The sequence below is a fragment of the Burkholderia anthina genome, from assembly GCF_001547525.1.
GTDB classification, from domain to species: Bacteria; Pseudomonadota; Gammaproteobacteria; order Burkholderiales; family Burkholderiaceae; genus Burkholderia; species Burkholderia semiarida.
Genome location: NZ_CM003769.1, coordinates 128846 through 154692, shown reverse-complemented (window position 1 = coordinate 154692; position 25847 = coordinate 128846). Strand labels below are relative to the sequence as shown.

At 68.2% G+C, this 25847-nt stretch carries 17 protein-coding genes and 2 pseudogenes; 11 read left to right on the top strand and 8 right to left on the bottom strand.

Going from position 1 to position 25847, the window contains the following annotated elements; all coding sequences use genetic code 11:
- Positions 1–35: 35 nt before the first annotated feature.
- From WS64_RS17025 to WS64_RS17010, 4 genes are all read right to left on the bottom strand, one after another.
- Complete coding sequence (locus tag WS64_RS17025; protein WP_060967071.1) at positions 36–1400, bottom strand: aspartate aminotransferase family protein; 1365 nt, start codon at positions 1398–1400, stop codon at positions 36–38.
- A 63-nt stretch (positions 1401–1463) separates the two neighbouring features.
- Entirely contained in the window at positions 1464–2909 is a 1446-nt protein-coding gene (locus WS64_RS17020; RefSeq protein ID WP_060967070.1) for an aldehyde dehydrogenase family protein, read from the bottom strand.
- A 255-nt stretch (positions 2910–3164) separates the two neighbouring features.
- A complete protein-coding gene (locus tag WS64_RS17015) occupies positions 3165–4604 on the bottom strand; it encodes an APC family permease (RefSeq protein ID WP_060967069.1) in 1440 nt (479 codons plus the stop codon).
- A 283-nt stretch (positions 4605–4887) separates the two neighbouring features.
- Entirely contained in the window at positions 4888–5832 is a 945-nt protein-coding gene (locus WS64_RS17010) for a helix-turn-helix domain-containing protein (RefSeq protein WP_059577810.1), read from the bottom strand.
- 568 nt (positions 5833–6400) lie between these two features.
- On the opposite strand from WS64_RS17010, the gene WS64_RS17005 reads away from it, so the two are divergent.
- Positions 6401–7729: an MFS transporter gene (locus WS64_RS17005; protein ID WP_060967068.1), complete on the top strand. Its 1329-nt coding sequence runs from the start codon at positions 6401–6403 to the stop codon at positions 7727–7729.
- A 25-nt stretch (positions 7730–7754) separates the two neighbouring features.
- On the opposite strand, the gene WS64_RS17000 is transcribed toward WS64_RS17005, so the two are convergent.
- Complete coding sequence (locus WS64_RS17000; RefSeq protein ID WP_059577814.1) at positions 7755–8468, bottom strand: FadR/GntR family transcriptional regulator; 714 nt, start codon at positions 8466–8468, stop codon at positions 7755–7757.
- A gap of 233 nt (positions 8469–8701) precedes the next feature.
- Between WS64_RS17000 and WS64_RS16995 the strand changes: the two genes are divergently transcribed.
- From WS64_RS16995 to WS64_RS16955, 9 genes are read left to right on the top strand one after another with little or no spacing between them, the layout of a single operon-like run.
- Entirely contained in the window at positions 8702–10246 is a 1545-nt protein-coding gene (locus WS64_RS16995; protein ID WP_060967067.1) for a sugar ABC transporter ATP-binding protein, read from the top strand.
- Positions 10239–11270, top strand: a complete 1032-nt coding sequence (locus WS64_RS16990) for an ABC transporter permease (protein WP_059577820.1) — start codon at positions 10239–10241, stop codon at positions 11268–11270. Before WS64_RS16995 ends, WS64_RS16990 begins: the two co-directional genes overlap by 8 nt.
- A gap of 42 nt (positions 11271–11312) precedes the next feature.
- Positions 11313–12263, top strand: coding sequence for an ABC transporter substrate-binding protein (locus WS64_RS16985; RefSeq protein WP_059577823.1), 951 nt, complete (start codon positions 11313–11315; stop codon positions 12261–12263).
- Positions 12264–12299: 36 nt separating this feature from the next.
- Complete coding sequence (locus tag WS64_RS16980) at positions 12300–13316, top strand: aldo/keto reductase (RefSeq protein WP_060967066.1); 1017 nt, start codon at positions 12300–12302, stop codon at positions 13314–13316.
- Positions 13313–14188 (top strand): amidohydrolase family protein, encoded by an 876-nt coding sequence (locus WS64_RS16975; protein ID WP_081103864.1) that lies wholly within the window; start codon positions 13313–13315, stop codon positions 14186–14188. The genes WS64_RS16980 and WS64_RS16975 overlap by 4 nt, the downstream gene beginning before the upstream one ends.
- Before the next feature lie 22 nt (positions 14189–14210).
- Entirely contained in the window at positions 14211–15221 is a 1011-nt protein-coding gene (locus WS64_RS16970; protein WP_060967064.1) for a zinc-binding alcohol dehydrogenase family protein, read from the top strand.
- A 31-nt stretch (positions 15222–15252) separates the two neighbouring features.
- Entirely contained in the window at positions 15253–16434 is a 1182-nt protein-coding gene (locus tag WS64_RS16965) for a mannitol dehydrogenase family protein (protein WP_060967063.1), read from the top strand.
- Entirely contained in the window at positions 16431–17954 is a 1524-nt protein-coding gene (locus WS64_RS16960; protein WP_060967062.1) for a UxaA family hydrolase, read from the top strand. Before WS64_RS16965 ends, WS64_RS16960 begins: the two co-directional genes overlap by 4 nt.
- Before the next feature lie 56 nt (positions 17955–18010).
- Positions 18011–18307 (top strand): hypothetical protein, encoded by a 297-nt coding sequence (locus tag WS64_RS16955; RefSeq protein ID WP_059637593.1) that lies wholly within the window; start codon positions 18011–18013, stop codon positions 18305–18307.
- Here WS64_RS16955 and WS64_RS16950 read toward each other — a convergent pair.
- The 3 genes and pseudogenes from WS64_RS16950 to WS64_RS16940 all read right to left on the bottom strand — a co-directional run bounded on the left by WS64_RS16950 (position 18288) and on the right by WS64_RS16940 (position 23685).
- The gene (locus WS64_RS16950) at positions 18288–20249 is read right to left on the bottom strand and encodes a phosphatase PAP2 family protein (protein WP_060967061.1); all 1962 of its coding nucleotides are present in this window, start codon (positions 20247–20249) and stop codon (positions 18288–18290) included. The genes WS64_RS16955 and WS64_RS16950 overlap by 20 nt on opposite strands.
- A 191-nt stretch (positions 20250–20440) precedes the next feature.
- Positions 20441–22026: pseudogene (locus tag WS64_RS16945) on the bottom strand (methyl-accepting chemotaxis protein).
- Between the two features lie 137 nt (positions 22027–22163).
- A pseudogene (locus WS64_RS16940) lies at positions 22164–23685 on the bottom strand (diguanylate cyclase).
- A 329-nt stretch (positions 23686–24014) separates the two neighbouring features.
- Between WS64_RS16940 and WS64_RS16935 the strand changes: the two are divergent.
- The gene (locus WS64_RS16935) at positions 24015–25832 is read left to right on the top strand and encodes a methyl-accepting chemotaxis protein (protein ID WP_059577846.1); all 1818 of its coding nucleotides are present in this window, start codon (positions 24015–24017) and stop codon (positions 25830–25832) included.
- Positions 25833–25847 lie beyond the last annotated feature (15 nt).

Here is a 25847-nt window from a genome sequence, read left to right as displayed (position 1 = left end):
TCGACGAAAAGCCCGTGCGCCGGGCCGGTTCGCGCTCAGGCGATCGCCAGCGAATCCGCGCAGCATTCCTGCAGCGCTTCGCGCAGCGTCACCGCGATGAAGTCGGCTTCGTCCTGCCGCAGCGTCAGCGGCGGCGACATCACGACCTTGTTCGCGATCGCGCGGACCAGGACGCCGCGCCGGCGCGCGGCATCGGCCACGCGGGCGGCGAACCCCTTGCCCGGATCGAGCAGCGTGCGGCTGGCCTTGTCGGTCACCAGGTCGAGCGCCAGCATCAGCCCCTTGCCGCGGACGTCGCCGACGGTCTCGAAGTCGGCCTTCAGCGGCAGCAATTGCTCGAGCAGGCGCTGGCCGACCCGCGCCGCATTGCCCGGCAGATCCTCGGCCTCGACGATGTCGAGCACCGCGAGCGACGCGGCGCAGGCGAGCGGATGGCCGCTGTACGTATAGCCGTGCATGACCACGTGCGAGAAGCCCGCCCCATGTTCGATCGCGTCGGCGATCCGCCCGTTGTACAGCGTCGCGCCGAGCGGCACGTAGCCGGCGGAAATGCCCTTGGCGACGCACAGGATGTCGGCGGCGACGCCCCAGCCGCGGCTGCCGAGCAGGCTGCCGGTGCGGCCGAAGCCGGTGACCACCTCGTCCGCGATCAGCAGAATGCCGTTGCGGTCGCATACGGCGCGCACGCGAGCCCAGTAATCGGCCGGCGGGACGATCAGGCCGCCGGCGCCCTGCACGGGTTCGGCGACGAACGCGGCAATGGTCTGCGGGCCGTGGAACGCGATCGTTTCCTCGAGCTGCCGGATGCAGTGCTCGACGAGCTGTTGCGGATCGTCGCAATTCCACGGATTGCGATAGAGCCACGGCGTGTCGAGCAGCACGCAGCCGGGCAGCAGCGGGCCGTGATTGTAATGGTAGACGCCGTTGCCGCCAATCGACGTGCCGCCCATGTGCACGCCGTGATAGCCGTTGCGCAGCGACAGGAATTTCGTGCGCGACGGCTCACCCGCGGCGACCCAGTACTGGCGCGCCATCTTGAGCGCGGTCTCGATCGCGTCGGACCCGCCGCTGCCGAACATCACCCGTTGCATGTCCTCCTGCGCGAACATCGCGCACAGGCGGTCGGCCAGATCGTAGACGCGCGGATGGGCAACGCCGTCGAAGGTCTGGTAGTACGACAGCTCATCCATCTGCCGGGCGATCGCGCTTTTCACTTCCGGCCGGTTGTGCCCGACGTTGACGTTCCACAGTCCGCCCACGCCGTCGAGCATGCGGTGGCCCTCGACGTCGTACACGTAGTTGCCGTCGCCGCGCGCGATGATCACGGTGGGAGTCGTATGCCCGGCGGCCGCCGAGCTCATCGGGTGCCAGAATCGTTTTTGACGCTTTTGATAGTCCATGGTGTCTCTCGTCTCTCTTGCGAAGTGCTTGAACAGGGTTGTGGCGCGGTGCGCGCCGTCGGGTCACAGGGCTGCGGTGACGATCTTTTCCTCGAGGTACGCATCGAGCGCGGCCTTCGACAGGTCGCGCCCGATCCCGCTTTGCTTGGTGCCGCCCCACGGCAGGCGTGCGTCGATCGGGCTCCACGCGTTGATCGCGACCGCGCCGACGTCGAGCCGCTCGGCGACGCGGTGCGCGGTGCCGACGTCCTGCGTCCACACCGAGGCGGAGAGACCGAACGGCGTGTCGTTGGCGATGCGAACGGCGTCGTCCTCGGTGTCGAACGGCATGACCATGCCGACCGGGCCGAATACCTCGTCGCCGGCGATCCGCATGCCCGGATGGACGCCGCCCAGAATCGTCGGGCGCATGAAGCACCCGCGTGGCGGCACCTGTTCGTCGCCGGCGAGCATCACCGCCCCTTCGGCGAGCGCGCCGTCGACGAGCGCTCGCACGCGCGCGAGGTGCCGCGGGTTGATGAGCGCGCCCATCTGCACGCCGGGCTCCGATGGCGGACCGACGCGCATCGCCCGGGCCGCGTCGGCAAGCCGTTCTTCGAGCGCCTGGGCGATCGAGCGGTGCGCGAGCACGCGCGAGCCGGCCGCGCACGTCTGCCCCTGGTTCGCGAACATGCCGGCCATCAGCGACGGAATCGCACGGTCGAGATCGGCGTCCGCGAAGACGATCTGCGCGGCCTTGCCGCCGAGTTCGAGCGTGACGCGCTTGAAGGTCCTTGCTGCCACGCCCGCGATCGCGCGGCCGACTTCGGTGCTGCCGGTGAAACTGATCTTGCTCACGAGCGGGTGCGCGACCAGCGCGGCGCCGACTTCCGCGCCCACGCCGTGGACGATGTTGACGACCCCGGCGGGAAGGCCGGCTTCGCAGACGAGTTCGCCGAGCCGGGCGACGGCCAGCGGCGTGTCCTCCGACGGCTTGACGACCACCGGGCAGCCGGCCGCCAGCGCCGGCGCGAGCTTCCACACGGCGATCATCAACGGCGCGTTCCACGGGATGATCAGACCGGCGACGCCCACCGGCGCGCGCCGCGTGTAGCTGAGCGTCGGGCGGCCCATGAAGCCGTCGGTCGGAATCGTGCGGCCCTCGAGCTTGTCGGCCCAGCCGGCGAAGTAGCGCAGCGTGTCGATGCACATCGGGAGGTCCATCATGCGCATCTCGGCAAGCGGACGCCCCTGTTCGACGGCCAGCAATTCCGTCAGCGCATCGGCGTCGCGTTCGACCAGGTCCGCCAGCCGAAGCAGCCAGCGGGCGCGGGCCGCGCCGCCCGCGCGCGCCCAGGCGTCGTCTTGCAGCGCCGCGTGCGCGGCGCGCACCGCGCGATCGACGTCCTCGGCGGTCGATGCGGGCACGGCGGCCACGTAGTCGCCGGTCGCCGGCGCCAGTTTGTCGAAGGTGCGGCCGGCCGCTGCGTCGCAATGCCTGCCGTCGATCAGATTCTGAATTTTCATCATGGTGTCCGTGTTTCCAGGGGCGAATCGTCGGGCGGAACGGGGCGGCGGCGAGGGCGGCCGCCGCCGTGCTGCTTCGACGTCGCCTTTACTGTATGTCGATGAAATCGCGCGCCTTGTCCGCTATCGGCAATCGTTGCGGCGCGATCGGGATAGGGAATACCCGTGCCGGCGCGACACGTCGCATGGCGCGTGGGCGGCGGGAAAGCGTCGGGGCGGGTGCGACGGGACGGCGGTGCGGCACCGTCCGGGCGGCGGCTATTGAACGGCGCGTCCGAGTGCGCGGTACAGGTCGGGGTCGCTGCGTTTCAACCGCAGCGCGGCGCGGATGCCGAGCGCGCCGACGGCGGCGAGGAAATACGGAAACATCGCGACGAAGGTCGAATCCGATCCGCTCAGCACCGACAGGTTGCGCACGACCAGCACGAGGCAGGCGCCGAGCGCGATCACGCTGACGAGCGGCGCGATCAGGCGGTGCACGAGGCTGGCGTCCCGATGGTCGCGCGCGAAGAACGCGATCACCGAGGCCGCCACCAGGATCTGCACCGCGATGATGCCGATCGTGGCCAGCGCGCTCATCCACGAGAACACGACCGCGAACGGGTCGAGGCGAAAGGCCGCCGATCCGGCGATGGCCGCGAGCGCGATCAGCGTCTGCACCTTGCCGGCGACGTCCGGGCAACGATGCACGGGGCACGTATGGCCGAGCTTGTGCCACAGCACGCGTTCGCGGCCCATCGCGTAGAAATAGCGCGTGATCGTGTTGTGGAACGACAGGATGGCCGCGAACAGGCTCGTGACGAGCAGGACGTTCATCGCGTCCGTCGCGATGCCGCCGAGCAGCCGACCGCTGACGGCGAACCAGAGGTTGGCCGGATCGCGTGCGGCCTGCGCGGCGATCGCGCGCTCGCCCCAGGCCTCGACGATCGCCCACGACGACAGCGCGTAGAACGCCATGATGAGGATCACGGCCACGTACGTGGCGCGCGGAATCGTGCGCTTCGGGTCGCGCGCCTCCTCGGAGAAGATCGCCGTGGCCTCGAAGCCCATGTACGAGCCGAGCACGAACACGAGCGCGGTGCCGAGCCCGGGCGCGAACACCATTGCCGGGCTGAACGGTTTCGCGCTGAAGCCGCCGGCGCTCGCGCCGTGCGCGATGATCGCGAGATCGAGCAGCATCACGATCGCGATCTCGCCGATCATCAGCATGCCGAGCAGCCGGCCGCTGAACTCGATGCGTCGCGCACCGCAGAAGTGCACGGCGACGACGCATGCGAGCGCGAATGCCCACCACGGCACGTCGACGCCGTAGTGCCGCTGGATGCTGTCGTTCAGGAAGAAGCCGAACATGCAGTAGATCGCGATCTGCACGGCGTTGTACGCGACGATCGCGACGAACGCGCCGCCCACGCCGGCGGGGCGCCCGAGCCCGTTCGCGATGTAGGCATAGAATGCGCCCGCATTGGAGATGTGCCGGCTCATCGCCGCATAGCCGATGCTGAAGATCAGGTACATGACGCCCGCCAGCACGAATACGCCGGGCACGCCGGGGCCGTTGCCGAGCGAGAACGCCGCGGGCGTCGCGCCGACCATCGCGGTGAGCGGCGCGGCCGCGGCGACGACGAAGAAAACGATTTGTGAAAGTCCGACGGCGTTCTTGCCGAGCCCCGCTTCGGACCGGGGTGACGATTCGTTCATGAGTAGTCCCGCTGGCCGGATCGTCCGTCAGGAATCGACACCGGCATGCCTGATCGATATCCCCGTGCCGCGCGCCGATGCTGACGAGCCGGCAATCGCTGCCGACGTTCGTCGACGACACGGGTATGCGCTTGGACGGCCGCTCGATGCGGTGCAGCGGGCATGCGAGCGGAGCCGACGACAAAATTTACGGTGCCGAAAACACGGGCGTTGTCCGTTATCGGCAATCCGCATGCACCACGCGGCAGGGGATTACCCGGATGAGGCGGCGCGTCCGGTGCGCTCAGCTCAGCCGCGGCGTGTGCGACGGCAGCTCGTGGAAATGCTGGTGGTAATACGCGGAGAAACGCCCGAAATGGCAAAAGCCGAATTGCGCTGCCGCGTCGCCGATCCGCATCGTCTCGGGCGTCGTCATCAGGAAGCGTCGCACCGCGTTCAGCCGGATCGAGCGGAGGTAGGCGGTCGGCGTGGTGCCGACCACGTTCTGGAAGCTGTATTGCAGCGTGCGGCGGCTGATTCGGAGGTGGTGACAGAGATCGATGACCGTCGGCACGTCGTCGCACTCCAGCGCGATTTCCTGGCTGCGGCGAACGATGTAGCTTTGCGTCGACGCCGACGGCAGCGCACCGGCATCCGGGTCGTCGGGCTGCACGAGGTCGAGCAGGATGCCGACCACACTGTGCGCGAGCACGCGTTCGTCGAACGCATCGCGCGCGGTGAGCGAGTCGCCGTCGAGCGCTTGGCGCAGCACGCGCTCGAGGCCGTCCAGCGCATTGCCGTAGCGTGCGGGCGAGATCGGCAGCACCGGCTGCTTCAGGATGCGGGCGGGCAGGTTCGCGAGTTCGTCCAGTTCGCGATCGGCGGTGAGCGTGCGGTCGATCGTGAAGGCGAGCACCTCGGTGTCGCACGGCAGGTGGGCGACGAATTCCTCGCCGCCGCGCAAGGTCAGCAGGCTCGGTCGCTCGACGGTGCGACCCTGGACCACGGGCGCGACCGCGCTGGCGATCGGCAGCGCGAAGCAGAGCCGGCCGCGCGGCGCGAGGCCGTGCTGCATCACGCGCTGGTTGATGCGTTCGCGAAAGACGTGGAAACGCTGGCCGGCGACCTGACGCAGCGTGGTCGTGGCGGTGCCCGGACTGATCTGGTCGTAGTGCTGCGACCAGTTCACGATCGCCTGGGAATGGAGGAACACATCGGAGAAGCACAGTGTTTCAGCGTGCAGGTTCATGGCGTGGCTAACGCATTCCGTCTGAAATTCGATGCCGGCCGAAGCCGGCCCATGTTGCCCGGGCGCGGGCAGCGCGCTCGCGCCATGCGCGCGGGTCGACTGGACTCGCACGGATGGACGGCTTCCGAAGGCGCCGTGCCACGCGGCCAGTCCCGCCGACGATCATATCCAGAAAAAAACACCGGGTGACGCGATCGAAACCCGATCGGCGCTCACTTGAAGGAGTTTTTTCTAAATCTCATTATAAGGGATTGAATTTATCTTTATGGTCGGGTTTACATAGGGTGCGACGCGATACCTTGCAGTAAGGGCAAAGCAGCGATTGGCTGAGCATATAAACGGTGTTTTCTTAAAAATATGACGAATGCGGATTGAAGTCATGACACGGTGGGCGTTCGAGGCGTTTTCTCGTGTTAACTACCAATAAATCCCGAATTGTGAGATTCGTATAATTCCCTCGCGGCGCTTCGCGCAGCCCCTGTGCGCGCAACGCGTGGCGGCGCCACCGATCGCGGCCGCGAGCGACCCACGCGACGGCCGACGCATGTCCACATACCGGGAGCGGTCCATGTCCGAGTCACCCCCTGCCGTCTTGTATCGTCGGATCGCGCTGCGCGTGATTCCGTTTCTGTTCCTCTGCTACGTCGTCAACTTCGTCGATCGCGTCAACATCGGGTTCGCCAAGCTGCAGTTCCTGCAGGACCTTGGCTTGAGCGAAGCCGTATTCGGCTCCGCGACGGCGATCTTCTTCATCAGTTACGCCGCGTTCGAGGTGCCGAGCAATCTGGTGCTCGCGCGCATCGGCGCGAGCCGCACGCTCATGCGAATCATGGTGCTGTGGGGTCTTTGCACGGTGGCGCAGATGTTCGTGACCGGCAGCGTCTCGCTGTACGTGGTGCGCTTTCTGCTCGGCGCCGCCGAGGCCGGCTTCTTTCCGGGCCTGATCCTGTACCTGTCGTACTGGTTTCCGGATACGGTGCGCGCCCGTGTCAACAGCGTGCTGCTGCTCGCGGTGCCGGTCGCCGGCATGATCGGCGGGCCGCTGTCCGGCGGGATCATGGCGCACATGCAGGACGCGATGGGCTTGCGCGGATGGCAGTGGCTGTTTCTGATCGAGGGATTGCCGGCCATCGCGCTCGGGCTGGTTGCGCCGCTGATGCTGAGCGACCGGCCGGAACAGGCGGCATGGCTGTCGCCTGCGGATCGGCGGGCGCTGTTGCGCGATCTCGACGCGGATCGGGCCGCGGCAGTGGTCGGCCATGATGGGGCCCGCGTGCTCGACATCGTTCGCAACGGTCGCGTGCTCGGGCTTGCCGCGATCTATTTCTGCGTCTACGTCGGGATGGGGACGGTGACGTTCTGGTCGCCCACGGTGCTGAAGGCGGCCGGGGTGTCGAGCGTCTCCGGAATCGGTTGGTTGTCCGGACTGATTTCCGTATTCACGATGATCGGCAACGTGGCCATCGCATGGAGTTCCGACCGATACGGCGAGCGCCGATGGCATACGGTGGCCTGCATGCTCGTCACCGCGTGCGGTTTGCTGCTTCTGCGCTTCTCGGTCGGCCACGTCTGGATCACCGTGACCTTGCTTGCGACCGCGCAGCTGTGCGCGTTCACCGTGCCGATCGTTTTCTGGACGATTCCGGCGGCCCAACTGACCGGCCGCGCGGCGGCGGCGGGCATCGCGGTGATCAGCATGCTCGGTTCGCTCGGCGGCGCGTTCAGTTCGTGGCTGGTCGGTGCCCTGTTCGTGCGTACCGGCGCGCCGTATGCCGGGTTCGGCGTGGTCGCGGGGCTGCTGGTGGTCGGCTCGGTGCTGGTGACGAGCCTGGTGCCGCGCACGCTGCCGCCGCGCCGCACGGCGAGCGATCGGGCAGTGTTGCAGGGCGTTGAATAGCGCGTTGCCGGCGCCCGTGCGCCGGTCAATCCGGCTCCGAATCCGGCTCGGCTTTCAGCCCGCCCTCGATCCACCGCGCTTCGGACGCGCGAAGATGCGCGCGAATGGCTGTCTGGGCCGCGATCGGATCGCCGGCCTGTAGCGCTAGGAGCACGTCCTCGTGCTCGCGCACGGCGGCGGTCCACGTCTGCGGATTTTCCGCGTGGCCGCGCATGGCGGCCGCGATCGGGTCGTGGCGGCTGTCGAACAGCTCGCCGACGAAGCGCGTGAGCACCGAATTGCCGGCGGCTTCCGCGATCAGCATGTGGAACTGCCGGTCGGCCTCGACGGGCGATTTGCCGGCCTCCGCGAGCCGCTTCATGCGCTGAACCGTGCGGCGCAGGCGTTCGAGCATCGCGGCCGTCATCCGTGCGGCGGCCAGCGCGGCCACGCTGCCTTCGACGGCCGCGCGGGCCTGCATCAATTCCGACGGACTGTCGCCGAGCGTGGCCATCGGGCCGACGGCGTCGGCCGCCGTGTCGCGGACATAGACGCCGGAGCCCATCCGGATTTCGATCTGGCCGCCGATTTCCAGCGCGATCAGCGCCTCGCGAAGCGACGGACGCGATACGCCGAGCGTCAGCGCCAGCTCGCGCTCCGGCGGCAGCCGCTCGCCGATCGCGAATTCGCCCTGGCGAATCAACGCGACGATCTGGGCCGCGACCGATTGGTAAAGCCGCTTGGGTTCTGTCGATTTCATCCGATCGATTGAGGTCAATGCGCTTTCGGCACAAGCGCGTGTCGCGGAGTCTATCACGCCTGCCTCATCGCCCCGTGCAGCGGCCCGTTCATCATAATGTCCGGGTTTTTACCATTGGTAAGATCAGATTGAAATAGATAAATTGGCTTGACCAAAACGGGTTTGATTGCTGTAATTCATCCAAATTGGACTGACCAGGCGAAGCCGAGGTCGATCCGCCTCAAGGAGACGTAATGGCAATGCCTCGCAATCTGCCCGGTCAGGCCGCACAGGACGAAGCGGACCGGGAGATCCTGCGCCTGGAAGGGATTCGCAAGCGCTTTCCGGGCGTCGTCGCGCTCGACGGCATTCGCCTCGACCTGCGCCGCGGCGAGGTGCATGCGGTGTGCGGCGAAAACGGCGCGGGCAAATCCACGCTGATGAAGATCATCAGCGGCCAGTACCTGCCCGACGAGGGCGTCGTTCACTATCGCGGCGCGCCGGTGCGGTTTCGTTCGGCCTCCGAAGCGCAGGCGGCCGGCATCGCGATCATTCACCAGGAGCTCAATCTCGTCCCGCACCTGAGCGTGGCGGAGAACCTGTTCCTCGCACGCGAGCCGCGGCGCGGGCCGTTCGTCGACGCGAAACGCATGAATGCGGATGCGGCGCGCTGCATCGCGCGAATCGGCCTGAACGTCGCGCCGACCACGAAGGTCGGCGTGCTGTCCATCGCGCAGCAGCAGATGGTCGAGATCGCGAAGGCGCTGTCGCTCGATGCGCGCGTGCTGATCATGGACGAACCCACGTCGTCGCTGACGGAAGCGGAAACGGTGCAGCTCTTTCGCATCATCGAGGAACTGCGCGCCGACGGCGTGGCGATTCTGTATATCTCGCACCGGCTCGACGAAATGGCGCAGATCGTCGATCGCGTGACGGTGCTGCGCGACGGGCGCCACATCTCGACGGACGATTTCGCCGACGTCAGCATCGACGACATCGTCGCGCGCATGGTCGGACGCACGCTCGACGACGCGTATCCGTCGCGGCAGTCGGTGCCGACGGACGACGTGCTGCTCGACGTGCGCGACCTGCGCCGCGACGGCGTGTTCGGGCCGGTGTCGTTCGCGCTGCGCCGCGGCGAGATCCTGGGTTTCGCGGGATTGATGGGTGCCGGACGCACCGAGATCGCCCGCGCGATCTTCGGCGCGGATCGCCCGGACGGCGGCACGATCGCGCTGCACGGCCGGCCCGTGACGATCCGCTCGCCGCGCGAGGCGATCCGGCACGGCATCGCGTATCTGTCGGAGGACCGCAAGAAGGAGGGGCTCGCGCTGCCGATGCCCGTCGCGGCGAACCTCACGCTCGCGAACGTGCGCGGCATCGCGTCACGCTTCGGATTCCTGCGCTTCGAAGACGAGCTCGACGTGGCGCGCCGCTACGTGCAGGACCTCGCGATTCGAACGCCGTCCGTGCACCAGCGCGTGCGCAACCTGTCCGGCGGCAACCAGCAGAAGGTCGTCATCGGCAAATGGCTGTACCGCGGCTCGAAGATCCTGTTCTTCGACGAGCCGACGCGCGGCATCGACGTCGGTGCGAAATTCGCGATCTACGGGCTGATGGACCGGCTCGCCGCCGATGGCGTCGGCGTCGTGCTGATCAGCTCGGAATTGCCCGAACTGCTCGGCATGACCGACCGGATCGCCGTCTTTCACGAAGGTCGAATGACCGCATTGCTCGACACGAAACACACCAGTCAGGAGGAGATCATGCACTACGCGTCGGGGCGTTCCCATGCTTGAAATGACATCCGATCGAAGCCAGGCCGACGAGCGGGCGGCGCGACAGCGGCGGCGCGACCTGATCCAGAAGTTCGCGGCGCTCGGCAGCCTCGTCGTGCTCGTGTTCGCGTTCTCGATATCGAGCGCGGCGTTCTTCTCGGTCGACAACCTGATGACCGTCGGCCTGCAGGTCACGTCCATCGCCTATCTGGGCGTGGCCGCCACCTGCGTGATCATCACGGGCGGCATCGACCTGTCGGTCGGCTCGGTGCTCGCGCTGGCCGGCGTGTGCGCGGCGCTGCTCGTCAAGGCCGGCGTGCCGGTGCCTGCCGCGATGGCGGCCGGCATCCTGGTCGGTGCGCTATGCGGGCTCGTCAACGGCATCTGCGTGACGCGCATGGGCCTGCCGCCGTTCATCGCGACGCTCGGCATGATGCTCGTCGCGCGCGGCATCGCGCTGCAGATCACGGGCGCGCGGCCCGTCTCCGATCTCGGCGACGCGTTCGGCGCGCTCGGCAACGGCGCGCTGCTGCGGATCTCGCGCATCGGCGCGGACGGCTTCCCCGACACGACGTTTCCCGGCATCCCGTATCCGGTCGTGATCATGGTCGTGCTGTTCGTCGTGGTGTCCGTGCTGCTGTCGAGAACGTCGCTCGGCCGTCATATCTACGCGGTCGGATCGAACGCGGAAGCCGCGCGGCTGTCGGGCGTGAACGTGCAGGGCGTGAAGCTGTTCACCTACGTGCTGTCCGGCGCGCTCGCGGGCGTGACCGGCTGCGTGCTGATGTCGCGGCTCGTCACCGGGCAGCCGAACGAGGGCGTGATGTACGAACTCGACGCCATCGCGAGCTCGGTCATCGGCGGCACGTCGCTGATGGGCGGCGTCGGCACGATTTCCGGCACGGCGATCGGCGCGTTCGTGATCGGCGTGCTGCGCAACGGCCTGAACATGAACGGCGTGTCGAGCTTCATCCAGCAGATCATCATCGGCGTCGTGATCCTGGGCACGGTGTGGATCGACCAGTTGCGCAATCGCCGGCCCTGACCGGCGGCAAGCAGTCCCTACCAACGAGAAGCGGAGCGAGACATGAACAAATCCATCCTGCTGGCGGCATCGGCGTGCGTGTTCGCGGCGGCGTGCAACAGCGGCGCGTATGCGGCGGGCGGCGAGATCGCCGTGATCGTCAAGACGGTCAATTCGAACTACTGGCAGAACGTGCAGAAAGGCGCGAAGGCTGCGCTCGACGGCGCCAAGGGCTACACGATGACGTTCCAGGGGCCGGCGGCCGAGTCCGACATCAGCGGGCAGGTCAACATGGTCGACAACGCGGTCACGCGTCATGTGGCGGGCATCGTGCTCGCGCCGTCCGATCCCGATGCGCTCGTGCCCGCGATCAAGAAGGCGTGGGAAGCGCATATTCCCGTCGTGCTGATCGACTCGGCCATCTCGGATGCCGGCAAGCCGTACTACCAGGCGTTCCTGTCGACCGACAACGAGAAGGCCGGCGCGTTGTGCGCGAAAGCGCTGATCGATCGCGTCGGGCAGTCCGGCAAGATCGCGATCATGTCGTACGTGCCGGGCGCGGGGTCCGAGGTCAGCCGCGTCGGCGGGTTCCGCAAGTACATCGAGAGCCATTCGAAGCTGCAAATCGTCGGCCCGTACTACTCGCAATCGCAAATGGCGACCGCGCTGAACCAGACGACCGACGTGCTGTCGGCGAACCCCGACCTGAAGGGCATCTTCGGCGCGAACGAGCCGACCGCGGTCGGCATGGGCCGCGCGCTGAAGCAGTCGGGCAAGGCGGGCAAGGTCGTGGCGATCGGCTTCGACGGCAACGAGGACCTGCAGGGCTTCGTGCGCGACGGCACCGTGCAGGCGATCGCCGTGCAGGGTTCGTGGCAGATGGGGAACCAGGGCGTGCGCACGGCGCTCGACGTGATCGAGCGCAAGCCCGCGCCGAAGCTGATCGATACCGGCGTCGTGATGGTCGACAAGCAGAACCTCGATTCGCAGGCGGCGAAGAATGTCCTGTACTGATCGCCCGTGCCGCTTTCCCGCATCGAGTCGTCACGCATGAACGCGAACGATACGCGCACCTTGCCGCGCAGCGGGTTGACGGTGTCCGCGCTCGGTCTCGGCTGCTCGCAGCTCGGCGGCCTGTATCGGCCGATGTCGGCGGCCGACGCGGCCGCGCTCGTCGACGCCGCGTGGGCGGCCGGCCTGCGCTATTTCGACACCGCGCCGTACTACGGCTACACGCTGTCCGAGCGGCGCGTGGGCGCGGGGCTCGCCCCACGCGAGCGCGGCGGCTTCACGCTCAGCACGAAGGTCGGGCGGCTGATGCGCGCCGACCCGAGCGTGCGGCCGGGTGACGACGGCTGGGCCGAGCCGCTGCCGTTCCGGCCCGTCTACGACTACAGCTACGACGGCATCCTGCGCTCGTACGAGGACAGTCGGCAACGGCTCGGGCTCGCGCGGATCGACATGCTGTACGTGCACGACATCGGTGCGATGACGCATGGCGATCGTCACGCGCACTACTGGGAACAGTTGACGCGCGGCGGCGGGTTTCGCGCGCTGGAGGCGCTGCGCTCGGGCGGCGAGATCGGCGCGTTCGGTCTCGGCGTGAACGAGTGGGAAGTCGCGGCCGACGCGCTGAACGAAGCGGCGCTCGACGCCGTGCTGCTGGCCGGACGCTACACGCTGCTCGAACAGACGGCGCTCGAACCGCTGCTCGACGCGTGCGTCCGTGACGGGACGGCGATCGTGATCGGCGGCGTGTTCAATTCCGGCGTGCTCGCCGGCAACGGCAAGTTCAACTATGCGGACGCGAGCGCCGACGTGATCGACAAGGCGACGCGCCTGGGCGCGCTGTGCAGGCGCTTCGACGTGCCGCTTCCCGCCGCCGCCTTGCAGTTTCCGTTCGGCCATCCGGCCGTCGTGTCGTGCGTGATCGGCGCGCGCAGCGTGGCCCAGTTGAAGCAGAACATCGAATGGCTCGAGCGCACCGCGCCGGCCGAACTGTGGGCTGCGTTGCGCGACGAAGGCTTGCTCGACGCGCGCGCGCCGGTTCCGGGAGCCCACGCATGACCATGCGCATCGACGCCCATCAGCACTACTGGCGAATCGGCGCGCGGGCCGGCTGCTGGCCGCCGGCCGAGCTCGACGCGATTCACCGGGATTTCGGCCCCGCCGACCTGGCGCCGCTGCTCGACGCCGCGCGTATCGACACCACCGTGCTCGTGCAATCGCTGCCGAGCGAAGCCGACACGCGCTTTCTGCTCGATCTCGCGGCCGACACCCCGACGGTCGGCGCCGTGGTCGGCTGGGTCGACCTGAAGGCCGACGACGCAGCGGCGCGGATCGCGGCATTCGCGGCCGCGCCGAAGGCGCGCGGCTTGCGCCCGATGCTGCAGGATCTGCCCGACGACGCATGGATCGACGATCCGCGGCTGGATCGCGCGGTCGCCGCGATGCTCGAGCACGCGCTGCGTTTCGATGCGCTGGTGATGCCGCGCCATCTCGATGCGCTGCACACGTTCGCGCGACGCCATCCCGATCTGCCGATCGTGATCGATCACGGTGCGAAGCCGTTCATCGAGCGCGGCGAATTGCAGCCGTGGCTGTCGGCGATGCGCCGGCTCGCGAGCCTGCCGAATCTTCATTGCAAGCTGTCCGGCCTCTGGACAGAGGCCGGGCCGTCTGCCGGCCCGGACGTGGTGCGGGCGCGCACGCGGCCGTATGTCCACGCACTGGCCGACCTGTTCGGGCCGACGCGCCTGATGTGGGGCAGCGACTGGCCGGTGCTGCGGCTGGCGTCGGCGTGCGGCGCCTACGGCGAATGGCTGGCCGCGTGCGAGGACGATTGCGCGCGGTGGCTCGGCGCCGCGGCGCTGGACGGCCTCTTCGGCGGCAATGCATGCCGCTTCTACCGGATCGACACCGCACGCCACGACGAATGAACCCGAACGAAAGGAACCCGACATGCTCAGCGTGATTTGCGAATCCCCCGGCGTGCTGCGCGTGCAGCAGCGCGATCTGCCCGTGCGCGGCAGCGGCGAAGTGCTGTTGCGCGTGCAACGGGTCGGCATCTGCGGCACCGACCTGCACATCTTCACCGGCAACCAGCCATACCTCGAATATCCGCGCGTGATGGGTCACGAGCTTTCCGCGGTCGTCGTCGAGGCGGAACCGGCGTCGGGGCTCGGCGCCGGCGACGCGGTGTACGTGATGCCGTATCTGTCGTGCGGACACTGCGTCGCATGCCGTCACGGCAACACGAACTGCTGCGTGAACATCAAGGTGCTCGGCGTGCATCGCGACGGCGCGCTGGCCGAATACCTGAGCGTACCAGCCCAATTCGTGCACAAGGCCGACGGCATTTCGCTCGATCAGGCGGCGATGCTGGAATTCCTCGCGATCGGCGCGCATGCGGTGCGCCGCGCGGACGTTCGCGCCGGGCAGCGGGCGCTGGTCGTCGGCGCCGGGCCGATCGGCATGGCCGCGATGATCTTCGCGAAACTGCGCGGCGCCGACGTCACGTGCCTCGACACGCGGGCGGATCGACTGGCGTTCTGCCGGCAGCATCTGGCCGTCGACGCGACGGTGGAGGTGGGCGCGGACGATACGGCGCGTCTCGCGGAATTGACGAACGGCGAGTATTTCGATGCGGTGTTCGACGCGACGGGCAACCTCGATGCGATGAATCGCGGCTTCGAGTTCGTCGCGCACGGCGGCAAATACACGTTGATCTCGATCGTGCGCGGGCACGTCGCGTTTTCGGATCCCGAATTCCACAAGCGGGAGACCACGCTGCTCGCGAGCCGCAATGCGACGGCCGAGGATTTCGCGACGGTGCTCGACGCGATGCGTGCCGGGCGCATTCCCGACCGCGCGCTGAACACGCACCGGATGCGGCTCGAGGACGTGCCGGACGCGCTTCCGCGGCTGCTGGAAGCGGGGCAGACCGTCGTGAAGGCGCTCGTCGAATGCTGAGCGATCGAATCGGGCACGCGGAGCGCACGCGATGACACCGCCGATCCTGCAGTTCGGCACGAGCCGCTTCCTGCTGGCGCACGTCGACCTGTTCGTCTCCCAGGCGCTGGACGACGGCCACGCGATGGGCGGCATCGGCATCGTGCAGACGACCGGCAATCCGGCCAGCCGCGCGAGAATCGACGCGCTGCGCGCCACCGGTCGCTATCCGGTGCGGATTCGCGGGCGGGAGCGCGGCGGTGTCGTCGACGAAATCGTCGAGTGCCACGCCGTGCATCGCGCGTGGGATGCCGAGCGCGACTGGGCGGAAATACGTGGCGCAGCGATCGAGACGGTGCGCGTGATCGTGTCGAATACCGGCGACGCAGGCTATCGTGCCGATCCGCGCGACGCCGCGGACGTGCTGGCCCGGCCGGAGCGCGCGCCGCGCGGTTTTCCGGCGAAGCTGCTGGCGCTGCTGCATGCGTGCTGGCAGGCGCGGCCCGATGACGGCGTCTCCATCCTGCCGTGCGAACTCGTGACGAACAACGGCGACACGCTGCGCGACATCGTGCTGGGCCTCGCGCGCGCGTGGCGGCTGCCCGACGCGTTCGCCGACTATCTGTGCAACCGCTGCGTGTGGGTCAACTCGCTCGTCGACCGCATCGTGTCCGAGCCGCTTCATCCGGTCGGCGCGGTCGCGGAGCCGTACGCGCTGTGGGCGATCGAACGGCGTGCCGGCATGGCGCTGCCGTGCCGGCACGCGCAGATCGTCGTCACCGACGATTTGCGCAGCCACGAGCGCCTGAAGCTGTTCTTCCTCAATCTCGGGCACAGCTGGCTCGCGCAGCAGTGGCTCGAGGCGGGGCGCGACGCATCGGAGACGGTGCTGGACGCGATGAACGATGCGCGGCTACGCGACGGTCTCGAGGCCGTGTGGCGCGATGAAGTCGCGCCGGTATTCGTGGCGCTGGGCTTGCGCGAAACGGCCGAACGCTACGTCGACAGCGTGCGCGAGCGTTTTCTCAATCCGTTTCTCGCGCATCGCATCGCCGATATCGCCGTCAATCATCGCGAGAAGGTGGCGCGGCGGATCGAGCCGTTGCTCGCGCTCGCGGATTCGCTGGCGCTGTCGGCCGAACAACCGCGCTTGCGGCAACTCGTCGCCCGCCATGAACCGGCGGCCGGCGCTCCGGCGGCCGGCATCGCAACGACAGGGAGAAATGCATCGTGAAGCAACCGGCAATCGTGATCCTTCACGGCGACGACAACGTCGCCGTCGCACTCGACGCGCTGGCGCCGGATGTGCCGATCGACGTGCGCGGCGCACCGCTGCGGCTGGCGGACGCGGTGCCGGCCGGCCACAAGGTCGCCACCGCGCCGATCGGGCGCGGCGACGCGATCGTCAAATGCGGGCAGCCGATCGGCATCGCGCTGCGCGACATCGCCGCCGGCGAGCACGTGCACGTGCACAACGTCGGGATGCCCGAGCGGCATGCGCACGATGACGGGCCCGCCGGCGACGCACACGACGTTCCCGCGGATCGCCGCGACACCTTCGACGGATTCGTGCGGCCCGACGGCAGCGTGGGCACCCGCAACTACGTCGGCGTGATCGCGAGCGTCAACTGTTCGGCGAGCGTCTGTCATGCGATCGCCGATGCATACCGGTACGGCGCGCTCGATGCATTCGGCCATGTCGACGGCGTCGTCGCGATCACCCATCAGAGCGGCTGCGGCATGTCGGCGACCGGGGACGGCATCGAGCTGCTGAGGCGCACGCTCGTCGGCTATGCGCGCAACCCGAATTTCGCCGGCGTGCTGCTCGTCGGCCTCGGCTGCGAGGTCAACCAGGTCGGGGCGCTCGCGCAACGGCTCGACGCGGCGGCGCCCGGCACGGTGCGCACGCTGGTGATCCAGGACGAGGGCGGCGTGCGCGACACCGTCGCCCGCGGCGTGTCGATCGTGCGGGAGTTGGTGGAGGCGGCCGACGGCGCGCGGCGCAGCACCGTGCCGGCATCGCGGCTGACCGTCGGCCTGCAATGCGGGGGTTCGGATGGTTACTCGGGCATCACCGCGAACCCGGCGCTCGGCGCGGCCGTCGACCTGCTGGTTCGCAACGGCGGCACCGCGATTCTGTCGGAGACGCCCGAGATCTACGGCGCCGAGCATCTGCTGATCGCGCGGGCGGCGTCGCGCGACGTGGCCGGGCGTCTGCTCGGCAGGTTGCAATGGTGGGAGCGCTACGTCGCCGACAACGGCGGAGAAATGAACAACAACCCGTCGCCCGGCAATCTCGCCGGCGGCATCACGACGATTCTCGAGAAGTCGCTCGGCGCGGTGTCGAAGGGCGGCCGCTCGCCGCTTCGCGCCGTCTACGATTATGCGGAGCCGGTGCGGCAAGCGGGGCTCGTGTTCATGGATACGCCCGGTTACGACCCGGTGTCGGCCACCGGGCAGATCGCCGGCGGCGCGAATCTCGTGTGCTTCACGACGGGCCGCGGTTCGGTGTTCGGCTCGAAGCCGGTGCCGACGATCAAGATCGCGACGACGAGCGGCCTGTTCGAGCGAATGCAATCGGACATGGATTTCGACAGCGGCGGGATCGTCGCCGGTTCGCTCACGGTCGACGAAGCGGGCGCGCGGCTGTTCCGGCTGATGCTCGACGTCGCGTCCGGACGACGATCGCGCAGCGAGGACAACGGCATCGGCGAACGCGAGTTCGTGCCGTGGCTGCGCGGCGCGGTCATGTGACGCTAGAGTCGGTGTGCGGCCTTGCGCGCAATCGGACAGCGAAGGAGAAATCCGCGATGGAAACCAGCATGAGCGAGCCGGCGATCGGAGAAACCGGCCACGACGGCTCGCTGTCGGAACTGGAGAAGGGCTTGCTCGACGAGGCGCTGCGCTTGCTCGCCGAGACCCGCGCGCGTGCGCTGGAGCTCTGCGTCGAGGTGAGCCGGCGGCAGGGCGGCGCCGCGCCGGACGTCCACGATTTCAACCTGCCCACGATCATCGAACTGCAACGGCGCTTCGGTAGCCAGTCTCGCCCGTGGGCGGCGCCGTTGCAGGATCGATCTTCCGTGCCGGTCAGGCGGCCGACAGCGTGATCGACACGCCCGCCGCGGTGTAGACCGGCGTGGCCTTGAACCCGTCGACCGTCACCGTCGCGAACTTCGCGGCGGCCGCCGCGCCGTCGATCAGCGCGATGGTGTCGCCCGCCTTCGGCGTGTAGCCGTTCACGAATTTCACGTGCAGCGTGCCGCCCGCGATGGTGAGCGGCCCGCCCACGCGCAGACGTCCGCCGCCGTTGCCGTCGATGTCGAGTTCGAGCGTCGTGTTGTCGAGCTGCGTGTAGCGGGTGGCGACCGTCACGGGCGCGGCGGCCGCGATCCGCACGCTGCCGCCCGGGCCGACGTACACGTCCCCCTTGCCGAATGCCGTCGCGGACGCGGCCGCCAGCGTGCCGCCGCTTACCTGCGTGCCGCCCGTGTAGCCGTTGTTGCCCGCCAGCGTCAGCGTGCCGCTGCCCTGCAGCGTCAGCTTGCCGGCGCCTGAAACGTCGTTGCGCCATACGTCGGCGGCATTGAGCCCGCCCTGCGACGCATCCATCGATACGATCACGTTGCCGTTGAATGCGCCGTAACCGTCGGCCGCCGCGAACAGGTTCAGGCGGCCCCAGCCTTCCGCGTCGTCCATCACCGGATAGCCGGACGGCAGCTCGGTGGTCTTCAGCACGACGCGCCGCTGGTCGGGGCTCAGGTACGGGAAGCGCGTCTGCAGCAGGATCTCCGCGCCCTTCGGCACGACCGGCGGCGCGTTCGTCGATTCGATCGCACCGAAGCCGAACGTCATGCGGCGCAGGAACGCGGCCTTGTTCGCCGCGTAGTCTGCGAAGCGGTCGGTGGCCGTCGTGCCCGAGTGCGCGAATGCGGAGAACGTCGTGGCGCTCGTTCCCGTCAGTTGTTGCAGCGTCTGATGGGCTTGCGTGTAGGCAGCCTGCGCGTCGCCGGCGTACGCGGTCAGGTTCGCCGCGCTGACGGCCAGCGCGAGCATGCGCCCGCCGATCACGTCGAGCGGCGAATGCATGCCGGCGAGGATCCGGTTCTCGCCGAGCTCGAGGCCGCGGCTGATCATCTCCTGGAAGCGTTCCGGCACGAGCCACGCCATCGTCGTCGCATCGCGCATCGCTTCGGCCGTGTGGCCGCTGATGAAGCCGCCGTCGGTCGCGGGCGTCGCGCTTTCGGCCGGCACGAGCGTCGGCGCGACGACCACGCTCGTGCTCCAGCGGTACGGGCGCGCGTATTTGAAGAAGCGCTTCGACGGTTCGGTCGACGCGTTGTTGCCCATTTCGTTGAGCAGGTCGACGACCTTCCCGAAGCTGGCGTTGCCGCTGCTGCTGCCGACGCCGACGTTGTTGCCGGCGTCGTTGTACAGCACGGTCGTCGCATCGGCGGGCACGGTGGTGATGCTGGTCGTCTGCTGGGCGGCGGTGCGCCACGCGGCGGTGAGCGGGCCCATGCCGTCGGTCACGCTGTATCCCTTGCCGCGCCGGTCGTCGTAGTACGCGGCGTCGGCCTGTTGCGGCGTACGGGCGGTCGTCGCGTTGATCACGTACTGCACGTTGGCCGTCAGCACTGCGTCGTTCAGGATCGTGCCGCACGGCACGCCGCTGTTCGGTAGCCCGGAGCAGGGCGATGGCGAGATGGCGGGGAACGCGCCGTTCGCCGGCGCGCTCACGCCGGCGTCGACCAGCATCGTCGCCGGTTGCCAGAGATCGAGGAAGCGGCCCAGCACGCGCACCGCGGCGTTGGTCGACAGCGTCGCATAGCGCGCGTCGCCGCGCTGGTTGGTCGCGACGTTGTCGACGAAAGCCGGCGCGCTCGGGATCGGCGCGCTGTCGACGAAGCCGGGGTCGGCGGGCGGCGCCGGAACGGCCGCGGCGATCGTGCCGGTCGACGCGACGTCGTCGCCGCCGCCGCAGGCAGCCAGTACGATCGCACTCGACAATGCCGCGACGTGCAGCGGGAAACGGCTTCGTGACGCAAACATGCAAGACTCCATCCTGATGGTAGAAGATGGAGGATTGTGGTGAGCGATCGTTACGCGGTCGTTACGGAATTGTTTCGTGTCGTACGCAGCGGGCGGAAATTCCCACTATTTGGTTAATTTCCTGTGCTGAACATGACGGACGCCGGAATCCATGCGTCGTCCGTCACCGATACGGGGCGGCGGGCGCGGGCCTACGCGCTCGCCGTGCGCGTCTCCAGCCGGAACAGCGAGACGGCCTCGGCAAGCCGCAGCCCCTGTTCCTCGAGCGACTTCGACGCGGCGGCGGCCTGCTCGACGAGCGCCGCATTCTGCTGCGTGACTTCGTCCATTTGCGTAATGGCCAGATTGACCTGCTCGATGCCGCGGCTCTGCTCGCTCGACGCCGCGGCGATCTCGCCCATGATGTCGGTCACGCGCGAGATCGCGTGCGTGACCTGGCTCATCGTCTCGCCCGCGTTGTTCGCGATCTGCGAGCCGTCCTGGATTTTCCGGACCGATTGCGAGATCAGTTCGCGAATTTCCTTCGCGGCGCTCGACGAACGCTGCGCAAGACTTCTGACTTCGCTGGCCACCACCGCGAAGCCGCGGCCTTGTTCGCCGGCGCGCGCGGCTTCGACGGCCGCGTTGAGCACGAGAATGTTGGTCTGGAACGCGATCCCTTCGATGATCCCGGTGATCTCGGCGATCTTGGCGGAACTCGCGCTGATGTCCGTCATCGTGTCGACCATCAGGCCGACGGCCGAGCTGCCGCGCTGCGCGACCTCCGATGCGTTGTCGGCCAGGCCGCTCGCCTGCTGCGCGTTGTCGGCGTTCAGGCGCACGGTGGACGTCAGTTGCTCCATGCTCGACGCGGTTTCCTGCAGCGACGCGGCCTGCTGTTCGGTGCGGGACGAAAGATCCTGGTTGCCGGACGCGATTTCGCCGGCCCCCGTCGCGACGTTGCCCGAGGCGGTACGGACTTCCGAGATCAGCCGGATCAGGTTCGCCTGCATGTCGCGCATGGAGGCCAGCACGCTGCCGGCCGGCGCGGCGCCGGTCGCGGATTCGGCGCCGAGATCGCCGGCGGCGATATGGCGGGCGATATCGCTGAGCGCGGCAGGCTCCGTGCCCAGCGCGCGCAGCAGGCCGCGGGTGATGAAGAGGCCCGAGATCGCGGCCGCGGCCGCGGCGGCGATGCAGATCGCGATCAGCATCAGTCGTCGCGACGTGTAACGGTCGTCCGATTCCCTCACCCGTTGGGCGGCCATCGTGCGCGAGAACGTCGCATACGCGTCGGTGGCCGCGACGAGCCGGGCCAGCAACGGTCGGCACTGTTCGTTGATCATCGTGATCGCCTGATCGCGCCGGTTGTTCGCCGCCGCTTCGACGATGGCGCGCGCGACGGGGCCGTACTGCGCCTCGATCGCCCCGATTTGCCGAACCAGTTCGCGGCCTTGTCGGTCGCGCCGCTGCCGACGCGGACCGCATTCGTCAGTTCACCCAGCAGCGCGCCGACTTCGCGGTCGGCCTGCAGTGCGGCTTCCTTCTCGATGTCCGCATCGCGTGGCCCGGACGCCAGGACCTGGTTGCGGGCGGCGATCGCGCGCCGGTCGACCGCGGCGAGAACCTTGTCCGCCAGGGTCGCGCGGGCGTTGATGCCGTTGACATAGTCGTCGAATGCCGCGTTCGCGTTGCCGAGCGACACGATGCCGACGAGCGAGACGAGCACGACCGTGCACGTAAGAAGTCCGAAAGCCATGATCAGCTTCATGCGAACCGTTAACCGTCGATCATTCATAGCAAGAATCCCGGGGTGTTATTAAATAGATTTCCTGATTATCGGAACCCTGGATGAACAGTTTAGGAACGCTGCGCGCGGCAATCGTTTGCGAGTGACCCGCCGTCAAAAAAATTTCAGACGGCGCCCGGCGTGCGTCACGCCGAGCGGGTGAACGGCTCCGGTTCCGCACGACACACGCGGTTTCTGCCTTCGCGCTTCGCGCGATAGAGCGCCATGTCCGCCTGATGCGACAGCGCGTGCACGGTTGTGGGGCGTGCGCGATGGCCGGTCGCGCAGCCGATGCTGACGGTAAAGGGCGGCACCGCATCCGCAAACCCGTCGAGCCGGTTGCGTTCCACCTCGCGGCGAATCGCCTCCGCGACCTGCGCCGCGCCGGTTTCGTCCGTATCGGGCAATACCGCGACGAATTCCTCGCCGCCGTAGCGCGCGGCCAAGTCGCCGCGCCGCCGCGTATGCGCGCGGATGCATTCGGCGAGAAAGCGCAGCGCGGTGTCGCCCACCGCGTGCCCATGCCGGTCGTTGTACTGCTTGAAGTGATCGGCGTCGATGAACAGCAGCGAGAGACTGCCGTCGCCGCCCCGTTGCAGCCGCTCCCATTCGTCGGCCAGCGCGGTATCGAGCGCGCGGCGATTGTGCAGCCCCGTGAGCGGATCGGTCCGCGTGAGCTCGGTCAGCAGCGTCTGCTTGCGCAGGTTGTCGCGCAATGCGAACGCCAGCAGCCAGACCACCGCGCAGAACAGCGTGCTGATCACGATGGCCGACACGCCGACCGTCCACGACAGGCGGCGGATGCCGGCCAGCACGTCGTGTTCGGCCGGCGCGAGCGACCGCGATCAGCGGCGTGCCCGGTATCCGCTGGTACGTATACAAGCGCACGACGCCGTCGATGCTCGAACGCGCGGGATAGAAGCCCGATTCGCTGTTCACCATCCGCTTGAACGATTTCGAGCGACGCAGGAGATTCATCTGGCCGTCGTTCAATGACGGGTTTCTCGCGAGGATCGTGCCGTCCGCGCGCACGATCGCGCTGACCCCGTTCGGGCCGACGTCGAGCCGGGACAGGAGCTGCTCGAAGTAAGCGAGATCGATGGCGACGACCACGATCCCGTTGAACGCATGATCGGGCCGCTCGATGCGCCGCGACAGCGCGATCGACTCCTTGCCGCCGCGCGAGCGTGCGCGATAAGGCTGGGACACGTAGAGGCCGACGTTGTCCGCGTCGCGATGGACCTTGAAGTAGTCGCGATCGCTGAAGTCCCAGCGATGGGTCGTGCCGCAGCATCCGTCGATCAACTGGCCGCGCCGGTCGGTCACGCCCATGCCGGTGAGGTACTGGGCCGCGGTGCGCTCGAACAGCAGATCGTGCCGCAACCCGGAGTCCATGCGCTGCACGGCCGGTTGGCCGAGATTGGCAGCCAGCGCGATCAGCGCGTTGTTCGACGTTTCGACCGTCCGCGCGATCTGGCTCGCGAGCACGGCCGCGACGTTGCGCGACGTCTCGTGCGCATGCTCGATGACTTCGATGCGCGCGGCCCACAGCGTCGCCGCGCTGATCCCGAGCGCCGCGAGCGACATCAGCGTGCCCGACGCGCCGACGACGAGCGGGTGGCGTCCGGCCCAGTCGGCGATTTTCTCGATCGAAGTGAAGGCGGGCATGCTCGCGCTCATAGGGGAAGCCGGCTGCCGGGGCGTCGGCGCGGGTCAAATCCGGGTTAACGGCATGGTTAACCGAAAATCGAGGCCCGCGGGCGACCCCGTCGGCGCGCGCGATCCGCCCACTGCGACGCAAACGTGTGCGGCCGAAGCGGCTGGCGGCGTCGCCACGCATCGTATCGGCTGCCGGCCGCGAATTTGTCCTTATGGTTGGCCTCCGCGCCGGCCATTCGGCACGACTCAATTTCCTGCCGTCGGTGCCGTTAAGTGAATAAGGGTCGGCTCGTTCATCGATCCAGTTCAATCACGCGGCAACGGAGACCGAAGTCATCATGCTGTCATCAATTCGCGCACGGATACTGGCGACATGTGTCGCCATCGTCGTGACGGCGCTGGCCGTAACAGGAGGGCTCGTTTATTACGTCGTCAAGACCCACAACGACGAGGCCATCGACCAGAATCACAAGTCCATCCTGGCCGGCCACGCGCTGGCGATCGACGAATGGGTGGCGAGCCGGTCGCGCGAAACCCAGGCGCTCGCGGATACGATCGCGATCGGCGAAGGCGACCCGGTGCCGGCGTTGAAGCTGCTCGGCAAGTCGGGCGGCTTCGAGGTGCTGACGCTCGGCCTGCCCGACAAGACGGCGTTCTCGAACGTGCCGCTCGCGCCCGGCTACGACCCGACCGCGCGGCCCTGGTACAAGCAGGCCGTCGGCGCGGGCCATCTGGTCGTGACGGCGCTCTACCGCGATGCGACGAGCGGCAAGCCGGCCGTCGCGTTCGCGGTGCCGGTGGTGCGCGACGGCGTGGTGAAGGGCGTGCTGGCAGCCAGCCTGTTCATGGAAAACGTGAGCTCGATCGTGACCTCCGTTCACCCGACGCCGGCGAGCTTCGCATTTCTGGTGGACAAGGGCGCTCGCGTGATCGCGTCGGCCAAGACCGACCTGATCATGAAGCCGGCCACCGGTCTGTCGCCGGAACTCGATGCCGATCGCCTCGGCGCGCTGCAGACGGCGTCCGCGCCCGTCGCGGTGGACATCGACGGCGCCGCCAAGCTGATGCGTGCCCGGCCGATCGCCGGTACCGACTGGTCGCTGGTGCTCGCGCTCGACAAGGGCGACGTGACGGCCGGCATGCGCGCGGTCGCGACGACCACGCTGCTGGCGATCGTGATCGTCGCCGTCATCGCGGCCGCGCTCGTCGGCGCGATGACGAACGCGGCCTTCAAGCGCATCCTGATGGTGCGCGACGCGCTCACGGACGTATCGAGCGGCAGCGGCGACCTGACGAAACGGCTGCCGGCCGACGGCGCGGACGAAGCCGCGCAGATCGCGCACGCGTTCAACGCGTTCGCCGAGAAGATCAGTGCGATCCTGCTGCAGATCCGTGCGTTCAGCGCGTCGGTCAATCTCGCGAGCGCCGAGATCGCCCAGGGCAACCAGGATCTGTCGGCCCGCACCGAACACGCGGCGTCGAGCCTGCAGGAAACGGCCGCCGCGCTCGAGGAGATCGCCGGCACGGCCCGCAACTCGGCCGACGCGGCGAGCCAGGTGAACCGTCTGGCGGAATCGGCGTCGGATGTCGCGCTGCGGGGCGGCACGGTCGTGCGCGAAGTCGTCTCGACGATGAACGACATCACGCAGGCGTCGGCAGAGATCGCCAACATCGTCGGCGTGATCGACGGCATCGCGTTCCAGACCAACATCCTCGCGTTGAACGCCGCCGTCGAGGCGGCGCGCGCGAACGAGCACGGCCGCGGCTTCGCGGTCGTCGCCGGCGAAGTGCGTGCGCTCGCGCAGCGCAGCGCGCAGGCCGCACGGGAAATCAAGCAGCTGATCCACTCGTCGGTCGAGAAGATCGAGGGCGGCTCCGGGCTCGTCCAGACAGCCGGTGCGACGATGGACGAAATCGTCGACGGCGTGCGCAACATCACGAGCGTGATCGCCGAGATCAGCGTCGCCGCGAAGGAGCAGAGCACGGGGCTCGAGCAGGTGAATCAGGCGGTGTCGCAGCTCGACGACACGACGCAGCAGAACGCGGCGCTTGTCGAGCAATCGGCGGCCGCGGCGACGTCGCTGCGCGAGCAGGCGGCCCGGCTCGCGCAGACGGTCGGCGAGTTCAAGCTGGCGGAGCGGCCAGTGGCGGCTTGACGGTCAGCGTGACGG